Annotated in this window: 13 protein-coding genes; all 13 read left to right on the top strand. The window is 71.5% G+C overall.

Annotation, left to right across the window (positions count from 1 at the left end):
• Position 1 precedes the first annotated feature (1 nt).
• The 13 genes from ftsW to C8E84_RS04340 all read left to right on the top strand — a co-directional run bounded on the left by ftsW (position 2) and on the right by C8E84_RS04340 (position 12,319).
• Positions 2 to 1,276 carry a putative lipid II flippase FtsW gene (gene ftsW, locus C8E84_RS04400; RefSeq protein WP_159899809.1) on the top strand — a complete coding sequence of 425 codons (1,275 nt, stop codon included), beginning with the start codon at positions 2 to 4 and terminating at the stop codon, positions 1,274 to 1,276.
• Positions 1,273 to 2,391, top strand: a complete 1,119-nt coding sequence (gene murG, locus C8E84_RS04395; protein ID WP_159899807.1) for an undecaprenyldiphospho-muramoylpentapeptide beta-N-acetylglucosaminyltransferase — start codon at positions 1,273 to 1,275, stop codon at positions 2,389 to 2,391. Before ftsW ends, murG begins: the two co-directional genes overlap by 4 nt.
• Positions 2,392 to 2,402: 11 nt before the next feature.
• A complete protein-coding gene (gene murC, locus C8E84_RS04390) occupies positions 2,403 to 3,911 on the top strand; it encodes a UDP-N-acetylmuramate--L-alanine ligase (RefSeq protein ID WP_159899805.1) in 1,509 nt (502 codons plus the stop codon).
• Positions 3,908 to 4,657, top strand: coding sequence for a cell division protein FtsQ/DivIB (locus tag C8E84_RS04385; RefSeq protein ID WP_159899803.1), 750 nt, complete (start codon positions 3,908 to 3,910; stop codon positions 4,655 to 4,657). The genes murC and C8E84_RS04385 overlap by 4 nt, the downstream gene beginning before the upstream one ends.
• A gap of 243 nt (positions 4,658 to 4,900) precedes the next feature.
• Positions 4,901 to 6,112, top strand: a complete 1,212-nt coding sequence (gene ftsZ, locus C8E84_RS04380) for a cell division protein FtsZ (RefSeq protein ID WP_159899801.1) — start codon at positions 4,901 to 4,903, stop codon at positions 6,110 to 6,112.
• A gap of 128 nt (positions 6,113 to 6,240) precedes the next feature.
• The gene (locus C8E84_RS04375) at positions 6,241 to 6,945 is read left to right on the top strand and encodes a purine nucleoside phosphorylase YfiH/LACC1 family protein (RefSeq protein ID WP_159899799.1); all 705 of its coding nucleotides are present in this window, start codon (positions 6,241 to 6,243) and stop codon (positions 6,943 to 6,945) included.
• Positions 6,942 to 7,688: a YggS family pyridoxal phosphate-dependent enzyme gene (locus C8E84_RS04370; protein ID WP_246196770.1), complete on the top strand. Its 747-nt coding sequence runs from the start codon at positions 6,942 to 6,944 to the stop codon at positions 7,686 to 7,688. The genes C8E84_RS04375 and C8E84_RS04370 overlap by 4 nt, the downstream gene beginning before the upstream one ends.
• Positions 7,689 to 7,744: 56 nt before the next feature.
• Positions 7,745 to 8,242 carry a cell division protein SepF gene (locus C8E84_RS04365; protein ID WP_159899797.1) on the top strand — a complete coding sequence of 166 codons (498 nt, stop codon included), beginning with the start codon at positions 7,745 to 7,747 and terminating at the stop codon, positions 8,240 to 8,242.
• Between the two features lie 46 nt (positions 8,243 to 8,288).
• On the top strand, positions 8,289 to 8,564 hold the full coding sequence (locus tag C8E84_RS04360) for a YggT family protein (RefSeq protein WP_159899796.1): 276 nt from the start codon (positions 8,289 to 8,291) through the stop codon (positions 8,562 to 8,564).
• A gap of 144 nt (positions 8,565 to 8,708) precedes the next feature.
• Positions 8,709 to 10,220, top strand: a complete 1,512-nt coding sequence (locus C8E84_RS04355; RefSeq protein WP_159899794.1) for a DivIVA domain-containing protein — start codon at positions 8,709 to 8,711, stop codon at positions 10,218 to 10,220.
• Between the two features lie 194 nt (positions 10,221 to 10,414).
• Complete coding sequence (locus C8E84_RS04350; RefSeq protein ID WP_159899792.1) at positions 10,415 to 10,852, top strand: TraR/DksA family transcriptional regulator; 438 nt, start codon at positions 10,415 to 10,417, stop codon at positions 10,850 to 10,852.
• A gap of 59 nt (positions 10,853 to 10,911) precedes the next feature.
• On the top strand, positions 10,912 to 11,403 hold the full coding sequence (lspA, locus tag C8E84_RS04345; RefSeq protein WP_246196768.1) for a signal peptidase II: 492 nt from the start codon (positions 10,912 to 10,914) through the stop codon (positions 11,401 to 11,403).
• Positions 11,396 to 12,319: an RluA family pseudouridine synthase gene (locus tag C8E84_RS04340; protein WP_159899788.1), complete on the top strand. Its 924-nt coding sequence runs from the start codon at positions 11,396 to 11,398 to the stop codon at positions 12,317 to 12,319. Before lspA ends, C8E84_RS04340 begins: the two co-directional genes overlap by 8 nt.
• Positions 12,320 to 12,343: the final 24 nt, after the last annotated feature.

Raw genomic sequence — 12,343 nt, 5'->3', positions numbered from 1 at the left:
CGTGAGCAGCACGAGCGCACCTGCCCGCGCTCGCAGCGCCGGCGCGCAGGCTGGGACGACGACGCACCGTGGCTGGTTCGGGCGTTTCGAGTCCCCGGTGACGACCTACTACCTGCTCGTCGGGGTGACCGCAGCCCTCGTGGTCTTCGGCCTCATCATGGTGCTCTCGGCCTCGGCGATCGTCAGCATCCAGAACACCGACGGGGCCTCCGCCTACTCGATCTTCATCAGCCAGGCCGTCTTCGCCACGATCGGCGCCGTCGCGCTCCTCATCGCCTCAAGGTTGCCGATGCGCTCCTGGAAGGCGTTGGCCTTCCCGATCCTGCTCGTCGGCGTCGTCCTGCAGGTGCTGGTGCTGTTCACCGGTACCGCCGTCAACGGCAACCAGAACTGGCTCAAGGTCGGCCCGATCACCGTGCAGCCCTCCGAGATCATCAAGCTCGGCCTGGTGCTGACGGGGGCCGTGGTGCTGTCCAAGAAGCGCCAGCACCTGCACTCCTTCGCGCACGTCGTCGTGCCCTACCTCGTCCCCATCGTGGCCGTCGGGGTGGGGGCCGTGGCTCTCGGGCACGACCTCGGCACCGTGCTCATCCTCGGGGCGATCGTCGCCGGGGTGCTCTTCGCCGCGGGGATCCCGCTGCGCTGGTTCGCCTTCGCCGGAGTGCCGTTCGTCGCCGGCGTGCTCTGGTTCGTGCTGAGCAGCGCCAACCGGCTCAGCCGGTTCGACGTGTGGCTCGGGCGCGACACCGACGAGTTCGGCACCGCGCGCCAGCCGATCCACGGCCGGTACGCACTCGCTGACGGCGGCTGGCTCGGCGTCGGCCTCGGGCAGAGCCGCGAGAAGTGGGGGCTGCTCTCCGAACCGCACAACGACTTCATCTTCGCGATCATCGGCGAGGAACTGGGCCTGCCCGGCTCGCTCGGGGTGCTGGCCCTGTTCGCGGCGCTGGCACTGGCCTGCTACCGGCTCGTCACGCGCACCGACGACTTCTTCGTGCGCGTCGCCACGGCCGGGATCATGACGTGGATCATCATCCAGGCGGTCATCAACATCGGCGCCGTCATCAACCTGCTGCCCGTCATCGGGGTGCCCCTGCCGCTCGTCTCCTCCGGCGGCTCGGCCCTCATCACGACGATGTTCGCCCTCGGCATCCTGCTCTCCTTCGCCCGGTCCGAGCCCGGCTGCGCCGAGGCGTTGTCCGCCCGGCCTTCGGCGATCCGCCGGACCCTTGCCGTTCTTCCCGGCGTGGGCCGCCGGCGCCGGGCCCGGTCGTGAGCGCCACCACCGTGAGGTCGGTCCTGCTCGCCGGCGGAGGCACGGCGGGTCACGTCTCGCCGCTGCTCGCCCTGGCCGACTGCCTGCGCCGCCGCGACCCTGACATCGCGATCACGGCGCTCGGTACCGCGGCCGGGCTCGAGGCCCGACTGGTCCCCGAACGCGGGTACCCGATGATCGAGGTCCCCAAGGTGCCCCTGCCCCGTCGGCCCTCGGGTGACCTGCTGCGGCTGCCCGGCAACCTGCGTCGAGCCGTTCGCGCCGCCGAGGACGCCATCGCGAGCACGTCGGCCCAGGTCGTCGTCGGCTTCGGCGGCTACGTCTCGACGCCGGCCTACCTCGCGGCGCGACGACACGGCATCCCGATCGTCGTCCACGAGCAGAACGCCCGCCCGGGCATCGCGAACCGCCTCGGCGCCCGGTTCGCGTCGGCGGTGGGCGTGACCTTCCCGGACACCGCGCTGCCGCGGGCCACCGTCACCGGGATGCCGTTGCGGCGCGAGATCGCGACCCTGGACCGGGGTGCCCTGCGCGAGCAGGCCAGGGCCCACTTCGGTCTGAGTGACGCCCCGACCGTGCTCGTCACCGGTGGCTCGCTCGGTGCGCAGCGCCTCAACGAGGCGTTCGCCGCCGCGGCCGCGCGCCTGTCCGCCGCCGGGGTTCAGGTGCTGCACGTCGCGGGCACCGGCAAGGACTTCGTGCCCGAGGGCGTCACCGGCGCGCCGTACGTCGTCCTCCCGTACTGCGACCGCATGGACCTCGCCTACGCCGCGGCCGACCTCGTGGTCGCCCGCTCCGGCGCGAACACCGTGTGCGAGCTGACGGCGGTCGGCCTGCCCGCGATCTACGTGCCCCTGCCCATCGGCAACGGGGAACAGCGGCTGAACGCGGCGAGCGTCATCGCTGCTGGCGGGGGCCTGCTCGTCGAGGACTCCGCGGTCACCGCGGCCTGGGTCGACGACGTCGTGCGCCCGCTCGCGCTCGACGGCCAGCGACTGGGTGGAATGGCCTCGGCCTCGGCCTCGGTGGGGGAGCGCGGCGGCGACGAGTTGCTCGCCGACCTCGTCGTGGCCGCTGCTGGCGGGGCCACCACGGCGGCGGGGCGCGCCCGATGACCCTGCCCGACATGAGGTTCGACGTCACGGCGCCGGCCACACCGCTCGAGGACCTCGGGCGCGTGCACCTCATCGCGATCGGCGGTGCCGGGATGTCCGCGGTGGCCCGCCTGCTCCTCGCCCGTGGGGTGGGCGTCAGCGGGTCCGATGCCGCCGACGGGCCGGCCCTGCGGGCGCTGCGCGACCTCGGGGCACGCGTCCACCTCGGCCACGACGCCGCACACCTGGCCGGGGTCGACACCGTCGTCGTGTCGTCGGCGATCCGGGAGGACAACGTCGAGCTCGCCGCGGCGCGCGCGGCGGGGCTTCGGGTGCTGCACCGCTCGCAGGCCCTGGCGTCGTTGATGGCCGGCTCGCGACGGGTCGCGGTCGCCGGGGCGAACGGCAAGACGACGACGACCTCGATGCTCGTCGTCGCGCTCGACGCCGCGGGTGAGCGCCCGTCCTACGCCTGCGGGGCCGAGATCGCCCAGCTCGCCACCAACGCCGCGATCGGTGTCGGCTCGGTGTTCGTCGTCGAGGCCGACGAGAGCGACGGCTCCTTCCTCGCCTACCGCCCGGACGTCGCCGTCGTGACCAACGTCCAGCCGGACCACCTCGACTTCTACGGCACTGCCGAGCGGGTCGAGGAGGCGTATGCCGCGTTCGCCGCCACGGTGCCCGCCGACGGCCTCGTCGTCGCCTGCTTCGACGACCCCGGCTCGCGTCGACTGGCGCAGGCGGTGCGCTCGCGCGGCGGAGCCGTCGTGACCTACGGCTACGAGGTGGGGGCCGACCTGCACGTGCTGTCCACCGAGGCCGATGGGCTCGGCACCCACTCGTCGTTCGTGCTCGACGGGTGCCTGAGCACCCTCGAACTCCTCGTCCCGGGGCCGCACAACGTCATGGACGCCTGCGCCGCCTACCTCGCCGCGGTGCGCGGCGTCGGCGCCGATGCGGATGCCGTGCTGACCGGCCTCGCCTCGTTCTCGGGTGCACGGCGTCGCTTCGAGGTCCGCGGTGAGGTTGGCGGGGTCACCGTCGTCGACGACTACGCCCACAACGCACCGAAGGTGGCCGCGGTGGTCAGCACCGGGGCGGACCTCGTGCGCCGCGCGGGTTCCGGGTCGCTGCACGTGATCTTCCAGCCCCACCTGTACTCCCGCACGCGCGACTTCGCCGTCGAGTTCGCCCACGCGCTGGCTCCCGCCGACCACGTCGTGCTGCTCGACGTCTACGGCGCCCGTGAGGCTCCCGTCGACGGGATCAGCTCGGCCCTCATCGGGGACCCGCTGCGCGAGCTGCCGGGGGAGCGGAGCGTGCTCGTCGGCCCCAGTCGTGAGGATGCCGTGGCGGCGGTCGCGCAGCGCGCCCGGCCCGGGGACCTCGTCCTCGTCGTCGGGGCCGGGGACGTCACCGCACTGGCGCCGCTCGTGGTGGACGCCCTGGCTGGTGCCCGCACTGCCCCTGACCACCGCACGACCACTGATCACCGCACGACCACTGATCACCGCACGACCACTGACGGAGGGCCCCGATGAGCCTGCGCACCGAGTATCCGGCGGGAGCCACGGCATCCTCCTCGGCCCGGTTCCGGGAGCGCGAGCTCGCGAACCGCCGTCGTCCGTGGCGACGGGCGCTCGTGGCTCTTGGTGCCGCCACCGTCGCGGCGGTGCTCGTCTGGTTGCTGGGGTGGAGCAGCATCCTCGGCGTCTCCGAGGTCGATGTGTCGGGAGCGACCGACGCCGAGGCCGCCGCCGTCACCGAGCTCGTCGACGTCCCGATCGGCACCCCGTTGGCACGCGTGGACACCGATGCCGTGGCCGCCCGGGTTCGTGAGCGGATCACCGTCGCCGAGGTGTCGGTGCGCCGAGCCTGGCCGAGCACCCTGGCCGTCGACATCGTCCTGCGGACCCCGGCCATCGCCGTGAAGAACCCTCAAGGTCAACTTGAGGTTGTGGATGCGGAGGGGATCGCCTTCGGTGTCGTCAAGGCAGCGCCGAAGGGGGTGCCCGTGGTGACGGCGGTGGGGGCCAGGGGTGCCACTCGCGAGGCCATGCAGTCGGCGCTCGCGCTGCTGAACGCCCTGCCGTCCGACCTCTCGAGCCAGGTCTCCGGCATCACCGTGAGCAGTGCCAACCTGGTGACCTTCACCCTCGGCAAGCGCACCGTCGTGTGGGGCAGTGGGGCGGACTCCGAGCGCAAGGTGGCGATCCTGACCGCGCTGCTGCCCACCAAGGCCAAGGTCATCGACGTGAGCGCACCGGAGACGCCGGTGACCCGCTGAGGACTCCCCGCGTGGCCTCACCGCGTGACGGGTGTGACTCATGGGGTCAAAGTGACGGCTGAGTCTGCCCGTGAAAGGATTTCCGCAGGGGATGTCGCGACACGCCCACCGCGTCTTTGCCTGACGTCGGGGACCGACCTAGCGTCATGCCATAGAACCGCATCCGAAGTGTGACTGTCAACCTTACGTTGAGAGTTCTTCGAACAGCGAACCCGAGTTCCGACCCAGTGGAAGGCCCGTATCGTGGCAGCACCCCAGAACTACCTCGCCGTCATCAAGGTCGTCGGCATCGGCGGCGGTGGTGTCAACGCCATCAACCGGATGATCGAGGTCGGCCTCAAGGGCGTCGAGTTCATCGCCGTGAACACCGACGCCCAGGCGCTCCTGATGAGCGACGCGGACGTCAAGCTCGACGTCGGCCGCGAGCTGACCCGGGGGCTCGGCGCCGGTGCCGACCCCGAGGTCGGCAAGAAGGCCGCCGAGGACCACGCCGAGGAGATCGAGGAGGTCCTTCGCGGCGCCGACATGGTCTTCGTCACCGCTGGCGAGGGCGGCGGCACCGGCACGGGTGGCGCGCCCGTCGTGGCTCGCATCGCCCGCGGCCTCGGCGCCCTGACCATCGGCGTCGTCACGCGCCCCTTCACCTTCGAGGGTCGCCGCCGCGCCAACCAGGCCGAGACCGGCATCGCCCAGCTGCGCGAAGAGGTCGACACCCTCATCGTCATCCCGAACGACCGCCTGCTGTCGATCAGCGACCGCGGGGTGTCGATGCTCGACGCGTTCCGCAGCGCCGACCAGGTGCTCCTGTCCGGTGTTCAGGGCATCACCGACCTCATCACGACGCCGGGTCTGATCAACCTCGACTTCGCCGACGTCAAGTCGGTCATGCAGGGGGCCGGCTCCGCGCTCATGGGCATCGGCTCGGCCCGCGGTGAGGACCGTGCCGTCCAGGCCGCCGAGCTCGCCATCTCCAGCCCACTGCTCGAGGCGAGCATCGACGGCGCCCACGGCGTGCTGCTCTCCATCCAGGGTGGCAGCGACCTCGGGCTGTTCGAGATCAACGAGGCGGCGCGACTGGTGCAGGAGGCCGCCCACCCCGAGGCCAACATCATCTTCGGTGCCGTCATCGACGACGCCCTCGGCGACGAGGTGCGCGTCACGGTCATCGCCGCCGGGTTCGACGGCGGGGCGCCGGTGCGTCGCGCCGACGACCGGGCCCTCGGCTCGGTCCAGGGGCGCTCCGCCCCCGCAGCCGCAGCCCCGGTGGCAGCGCCCGTCGCGCAGCGTCAGCCCGCAGCACCGGTCGAGGCTGCCCCGGAGGAGGGCGCCGTCATGACCGAGCAGGTCCAGGCGCCGGTCGAGCCGGCCCGTCCGGCGCAGCCCGTGCAGGCACCGCCGCGCACGGTGACCTTCGACGAGAACGACGACCTCGACGTGCCGGACTTCCTCAAGTAGGTCGGGTCACGACGTCAGCACCGCCGACAGGGGCGGGCCGGTTCAGCCGGTCCGCCCCTGTCCTGTGTCGGGTGCGGAGACGGCCTGCCCGGCCCGTGCAGCCCCCCCCGCGACCGTAGGGTGGGAGGGTGTTCGCCTGGCATGAGGACCGCAGCGGAGTCTTCCGCGCTGTCACCGACCGCTCGTCGGGCGTGAGCACTGGGGCGTATGCCGGGCTGAACCTCGGCGGCCACGTCGGCGACGACCCCGAGGCGGTGAGCCGCAACCGGGCAGCGCTGACCGAGGCGCTGGGCCGTCCGGTGGCGTACATGGACCAGTGCCACGGTGCCGGGGTCGCCGTCATCGACGGCGTCCCGCAGGTCGCCCCGACCTGCGACGCCCTCGTGACCGATTCTCCTGACCTGGCCCTGGCCGTCCTCGTCGCCGACTGCGTCCCCGTGCTGCTGGCCGGGGACGGCGTGGTGGCCGCGGTGCACGCCGGGCGACCCGGCCTGGTGGCCGGCGTGGTTCCGGCAGCCATCGCGGCGATGCGTGGCCTGGGTGGAGACACGATCGACGCCGTCGTCGGGCCGTCCGTGTGTGGACGGTGCTACGAGGTCCCGGAGGCGATGCGGTCGGACGTCGCCGACGTGGTGCCGGTGGCCGCGACGGTGTCGTGGTCGGGGACACCCGCCGTCGACGTGGCAGCAGGGGTGGTGACCCAGCTGCGGGAGGCCGGCGTCACGGTGCGCTGGGTGCCCGGCTGCACCAGGGAGCGCCCGGACCTGTACTCGTACCGCCGGGACGCAAACACCGGCCGCTTCGCCGGAGTCGTCGCGCGGAGTCGGTTGTGATCCCTGACGGCTCCGTGACCCCGGGCGGCTCCGCGGACACGCACGACCTCGAGCGGCGACGTCGAGACCTCGAGCTGAACCTGAGCGCCGTCCACGACCGCATCGAGCGGGCCCGGCGCGACGCGGGCCGCACCGACGAGCTCACCCTGGTCGTCGTCACGAAGTTCTTCCCGGCCTCGGACGTCGACCTGCTCGCCGGACTCGGCGTCACCGACATCGGGGAGAGTCGCGACCAGGAAGCCACCGCCAAGCTGGAGTCCCTGGCACGCCGCGCTGACCTGCGCGTGCACTTCATCGGCCAGCTGCAGAGCAACAAGGCGGGGTCGGTCGCGCGGTACGCCGACGTCGTGCAGTCGGTGGACCGGGCCAAGGTCGTGCGTGCTCTCGACCGGGGAGCCTGCGCGGCGGGGCGGGTCCTGGACGTGACCGTGCAGGTGGCGCTGGCCGACGGTGGGGGCCGGGGAGGGGTACCCGTCGACCAGGCCGAGGCCCTCGCGGACGCGGTTGCCGGCTCCACCTCGTTGCGCCTTCGCGGCGTCATGGCCGTGGCCCCGCTCGGGGGTGACCAGCACCCCGCCTTCGCCCGCCTGCGGGAGGTGAGCGACGGCATCCGAACATCTCACCCGGACGCCACGTGGATCTCCGCCGGGATGAGCGGTGACCTCGAGGCCGCCGTGGCCCACGGCGCGACACACCTGCGTGTCGGATCGGCAATCCTCGGATCTCGGCTGTCACACCGGTAACTTCAGTCGCGATGGACGGCGCCGATCAGGCGGGGCCGACGACCAAGGAGCACTCAATGGCAGGCGCGCTGCGCAAGACGATGGTCTACCTGGGCCTCGCCGAGGACCAGGGTCGCTACGACGACGACTACGACGAGATGTACGACGACCACGTCGACGCGGTCGAGGACCACGCCGCCCCCGAGCGCGCCGAGCGTCGCAGCGCCGAGGTCACCCACCTGCCCACTCGTCACTCGGTGGCGCACGTGGTGAGCAGCCCGGAGGTGGGCGGGCTCTCCCGCATCACGACGATCCACCCGCGCACCTACAACGAGGCCAAGACCGTCGGCGAGAACTTCCGCGACGGCATCCCCGTGATCATGAACCTCACGGACATGAGCGATGCCGACGCCAAGCGCCTCGTCGACTTCGCCGCCGGTCTCGTGTTCGGCCTGCGCGGATCGATCGAGCGGGTGACGTCCAAGGTGTTTCTGCTCTCGCCCGAGACGGTCGAGGTCAACGCCGAGGAAGGGCCGGTCACCGCGTCCGGTCGCGGCGTGTTCAACCAGAGCTGACGCGGACGTTTCGGGAAATCACCTCCTCGTCAGTCACACTCCTGCCATGAACGCGGTGCGTGAGGTCCTGGGCTTTGTCGTCTTCCTGTACTTCCTCGTGCTCCTCGGGCGGGTCGTCTTCGACTGGATCCGGATCTTCGCCCGCGAATGGCGTCCTCGTGGGGCCGCGTTGCTCGTCGCCGAGCCGATCTACACGCTCACCGAGCCGCCGCTGCGGGCGCTGCGCAAGGTCATCCCCCCGCTGCGTCTCGGCGCCGTCAACCTCGACCTGTCGTTCATGGTGCTCTTCTTCGTGGTGTACCTCCTGCTGATCCTGCTGTGAGGGCGGTGGCCGCTCGCCGTCTCGGCTGACGGTGTGACCCCTTGATCGCGTAGTCTGGCGAGACCGGTCCTCAACCGGGCGTCGCGCTGTGCGTGGATGCCGGGAGCGGGACTCGACACCGATGCCCCACCACAGGAGTTGACCATGGCTCTCACGCCCGAGGACGTTCTCAACAAGACGTTCACCCAGACCCAGTTCCGCCGTGGGTACGACGAGCGGGAGGTCGACGACTTCCTCGACGACATCGTTGCCGAGATGCGTCGGATGACCAAGGAGTCTGACGACCTGCGCGGCGAGCTCAACGCCGTCCGCGAGGGCAACGGGTTGGCACCGGTCGCGGCCCGCCAGGAGCCGGACACCTCCGCCGGTGACCTCGACGAGCTGCGTTCCAAGAACGCCACCCTCGCCGCCCGCGTGTCCGAGCTCGAGAGCACCCGCAGCGACCTCACGGCGCGCCTCGGCGAGTACGAGGGCAAGTCCGGCGACACCGAGGCCCGCAACGCCGAGCTGCAGGGCCAGCTCGCCCAGCTCCAGCACCGGGGCGGCGAGCTCGAGGCCCAGGCCGCCGAGGCCACCGCGCGCGTCGACGAGCTGGAGGCCGCGAACGCAGCCCTGCAGGAGCGCGCCACCGAGCTCGAGACCAAGGTCGCACAGCTCGAGGACGAGCTCGAGGCCAGCCGGGGCGACCTCGCCGCCGCCCAGGCCGAGCGCGAGCAGGACGCCGCCGCTCGTCAGGACGCCGCCGCCGAGAACAACGACCAGGTGACGGCCCTGCGCGCCCGGATCGACGAGATCGAGCAGGACGCCAGGGCCCGTATCGCCGAGGCCACCGCCCGTGCCGAGGAGGCCGAGGAGCGCGCCGCCGCAGCGGCCCAGCGCGGTGACGGTGCCGTGGGTGCCGTTGCCCTGGCCGGTGCCGGTGGTGGCGCCAGCGCCGCCGGTGTCATCGCCCTCGCCCAGCGCCTGCATGACGAGCACGTCGCTGCTGGTGAGGCCCGTCACGAGGAGCTGGTCACCGAGGGCCAGCGACGTCACGACGAGCTGGTCAGCACCGGTCAGGCCCGCCACGACGAGCTCATCGGTACGGCTCAGGCCAAGCACGACGAGCTGATCAGCACCGGCCAGGCCCGCCACGACGAGCTCATCAGCACGGCTCAGGCCAAGCACGACGAGCTGATCAGCACCGGGCAGGCCAAGCACGACGAGCTGATCAGCACCGGGCAGGCGCAGCACGACGAGATGATCGCCACCGGGACGAGCACGAAGGAGGAGCTCATCTCCACGGCCACAGCCCAGCGTGACGAGATGATCGCGACCGCCACGGCCCAGCGCGACGAGATGATCGCCACCGCCACCGCCCAGCGCGACGAACTGCTCACCGAGGGGCGCGAGCGCTCCACGGGGATGGTGGCCGAGGCCCAGCAGAAGAAGGCCGGGATCCTCGAGGAACTCGGTCGCGAGCGTGGTCTGCTCGAGCGCAAGATCGAGGAGCTGAGTGGCTTCGAGCGCGACTACCGCTCGCGCCTGCACACCTACATCGAGGCGCAGCTGGCCGACCTGAAGAACACCGGTGTCGAGCACTCCGACGAGGAGTCCGCCGACGCCCAGCAGCACGAGGAAGCGGCTGCCGAGCCGCAGCCCGAGCACCAGGGCTGACGCGACCACGAGGAAGGGCCCGGCCATCGGCCGGGCCCTTCCTCGTGCCGTGGGCAACCCTTCCCTCGTGCTGTGACCGACCTCGCCGTGCACGTCTGCGTTTTGTCGTTGAGGCAGGGCCCTTCACGCCGTATCCTCAGCCCACTGGCGACGGCCGACCACGGCCCGCCGGCCCCTTACGGAAGTGGGTACGCATGGTTGCCAGGAAGACTCCGACGGCGAAGAAGGCCACGTCCAGCCGCACGCTGGCGGTGCGCGAGGACGAGTCGCCATGGACCGCCAAGGAGCTTCGTGACCTGCGCGCTGAGCTCGAGCAGGAGATCGCCCAGCTGCGCGCCGAGCTCGTGGACGCCGAGAGCGACCTCGTGGACCTCATGCGTGACTCCGGTGACGGCGCCGGCGACGACCAGGCGGATGCCGGGGCCAAGACCTACGAGCGCGAGCAGGAGATCTCGCTGGCGAACAACGCCCGCCTGATGCTCGAGCAGAGCGAGCACGCCCTGGAACGGTTCGACGACGGGACGTACGGAATCTGCGAGTCGTGCGGCGACCCGATCGGCAAACTTAGGCTCCAGGCCGCTCCTCGTGCGACCCTGTGCATGCCATGCAAGAAGAAGCAGGAACGCCGCTGACCTCGAGTCACCCCGCCCAGTCCACGCCACGCCCGGTTCCGCTGGGCCATCAGCGACGGTTGACGACCGTCCTGCTGGGGCTTGCCCTCGTGGTCCTCGTGATCGATCAGGGCACCAAGGTGTGGGCCCTGAACTCGCTGACGCCGGGGGAGAAGGTCGACCTCATCGGGTCGTTCATCTCGCTGAACCTCATCCGCAACCCCGGGGCGGCCTTCTCGATCGGCGACGGCGCCACGTGGATCCTCACCATCGTGTCGCTGGCGATCCTCGGGTGGGTGCTCGTCGCCGCGCGCAAGGTCGGCACGATGGCGTGGGCGGTCGCGCTCGGGCTGCTCCTCGGCGGCGCCGTGGGCAACCTCGGTGACCGCTTCTTCCGCGAGCCCGGCCCCGGTCGAGGTCACGTCGTCGACTTCATCGACTACTTCGGGTGGTTCATCGGCAACGTCGCTGACATCGCGATCGTCGTGGGCGCCGGCATCATCATGGTCCTGGCCCATCGGGGCACCCCCGTCTCCGGACCTCCCCACCACCCGGAGCACGCTCATGACTGACGCCCGTACGGTCCTCGTTCCCGACGGCCTCGAAGGGGAACGGGTCGACGCCGCCATCGCCCGGCTCTTCGGTCTCTCCCGCACGCGGGCGGCTGACCTCGCCGCCGAGGGTGGCGTCGTGGTCAACACCGCCAGCGTGGGCAAGAGCCACCGGGTGAGCGCGGGCGACGTGCTCGAGGTGACGCTGCCGGCATCCCCGGCCAGCCCGACCCTCGAGGTCGTCGCCGAACCGGTCCCCGGCATGGCCGTCATCCACGACGACGACGACATCGTGGTCGTCGACAAGCCCGTGGGCGTGGCAGCCCACCCCAGCGTCGGCTGGAGCGGGCCGAACGTCCTGGCCGGGCTGAAGGTCGCCGGGTACCGCATCTCCACCAGTGGCGCCAGCGAGCGCCAGGGGATCGTGTCTCGTCTCGACGTCGGCACGTCCGGCCTGATGGTGGTGTGCAAGAGCGAGCGCGGGTACTCGGTGCTCAAGCGCGCCTTCAAGGAGCGCCGGGTCGACAAGACCTACCACACGCTCGTGCAGGGCCTCCCGGACCCGCTCGAGGGCACCATCGACGCCCCCATCGGGCGCCATCCCGGCCACGACTACAAGTTCGCGGTCATGGACTCGGGCAAGCACGCCGTCACCCACTACGAGCTGCTCGAGGCGTTCCGCTACGCCTCGCTGCTCGAGATCAAGCTCGAGACCGGCCGAACGCACCAGATCCGCGTGCACATGGCGGCGGTGCGCCACCCCTGCGTCGGTGACCTGACCTACGGCGCGGACCCCACCCTCGCGCAGCGGCTCGGCCTGGAGCGGCAGTGGCTGCACGCGGTCGGCCTCGGCTTCGAGCACCCCGGATCGGGGGAGTGGGTCACCTTCACGAGCAGCTATCCCGCTGATCTGCAGGGCGCCCTCGACGCGCTCTGAGCGCTGCGCCGACACGGTCGGCGA

Source organism: Ornithinibacter aureus, assembly GCF_009858245.1.
Lineage (GTDB): Bacteria > Actinomycetota > Actinomycetes > Actinomycetales > Dermatophilaceae > Fodinibacter > Fodinibacter aureus.
This window is presented reverse-complemented; position numbering and strand designations above follow the sequence as displayed.

Coding starts and splice junctions, on each gene's coding strand:
- C8E84_RS04385 (WP_159899803.1), top strand. CDS start 3,908: ATGAGCCTGCGCACCGAGTATCCGGCGGGAGCCACGGCATCCTCCTCG.
- C8E84_RS04350 (WP_159899792.1), top strand. CDS start 10,415: ATGGTTGCCAGGAAGACTCCGACGGCGAAGAAGGCCACGTCCAGCCGC.
- C8E84_RS04355 (WP_159899794.1), top strand. CDS start 8,709: ATGGCTCTCACGCCCGAGGACGTTCTCAACAAGACGTTCACCCAGACC.
- C8E84_RS04340 (WP_159899788.1), top strand. CDS start 11,396: ATGACTGACGCCCGTACGGTCCTCGTTCCCGACGGCCTCGAAGGGGAA.
- C8E84_RS04360 (WP_159899796.1), top strand. CDS start 8,289: ATGAACGCGGTGCGTGAGGTCCTGGGCTTTGTCGTCTTCCTGTACTTC.
- murC (WP_159899805.1), top strand. CDS start 2,403: ATGAGGTTCGACGTCACGGCGCCGGCCACACCGCTCGAGGACCTCGGG.
- C8E84_RS04365 (WP_159899797.1), top strand. CDS start 7,745: ATGGCAGGCGCGCTGCGCAAGACGATGGTCTACCTGGGCCTCGCCGAG.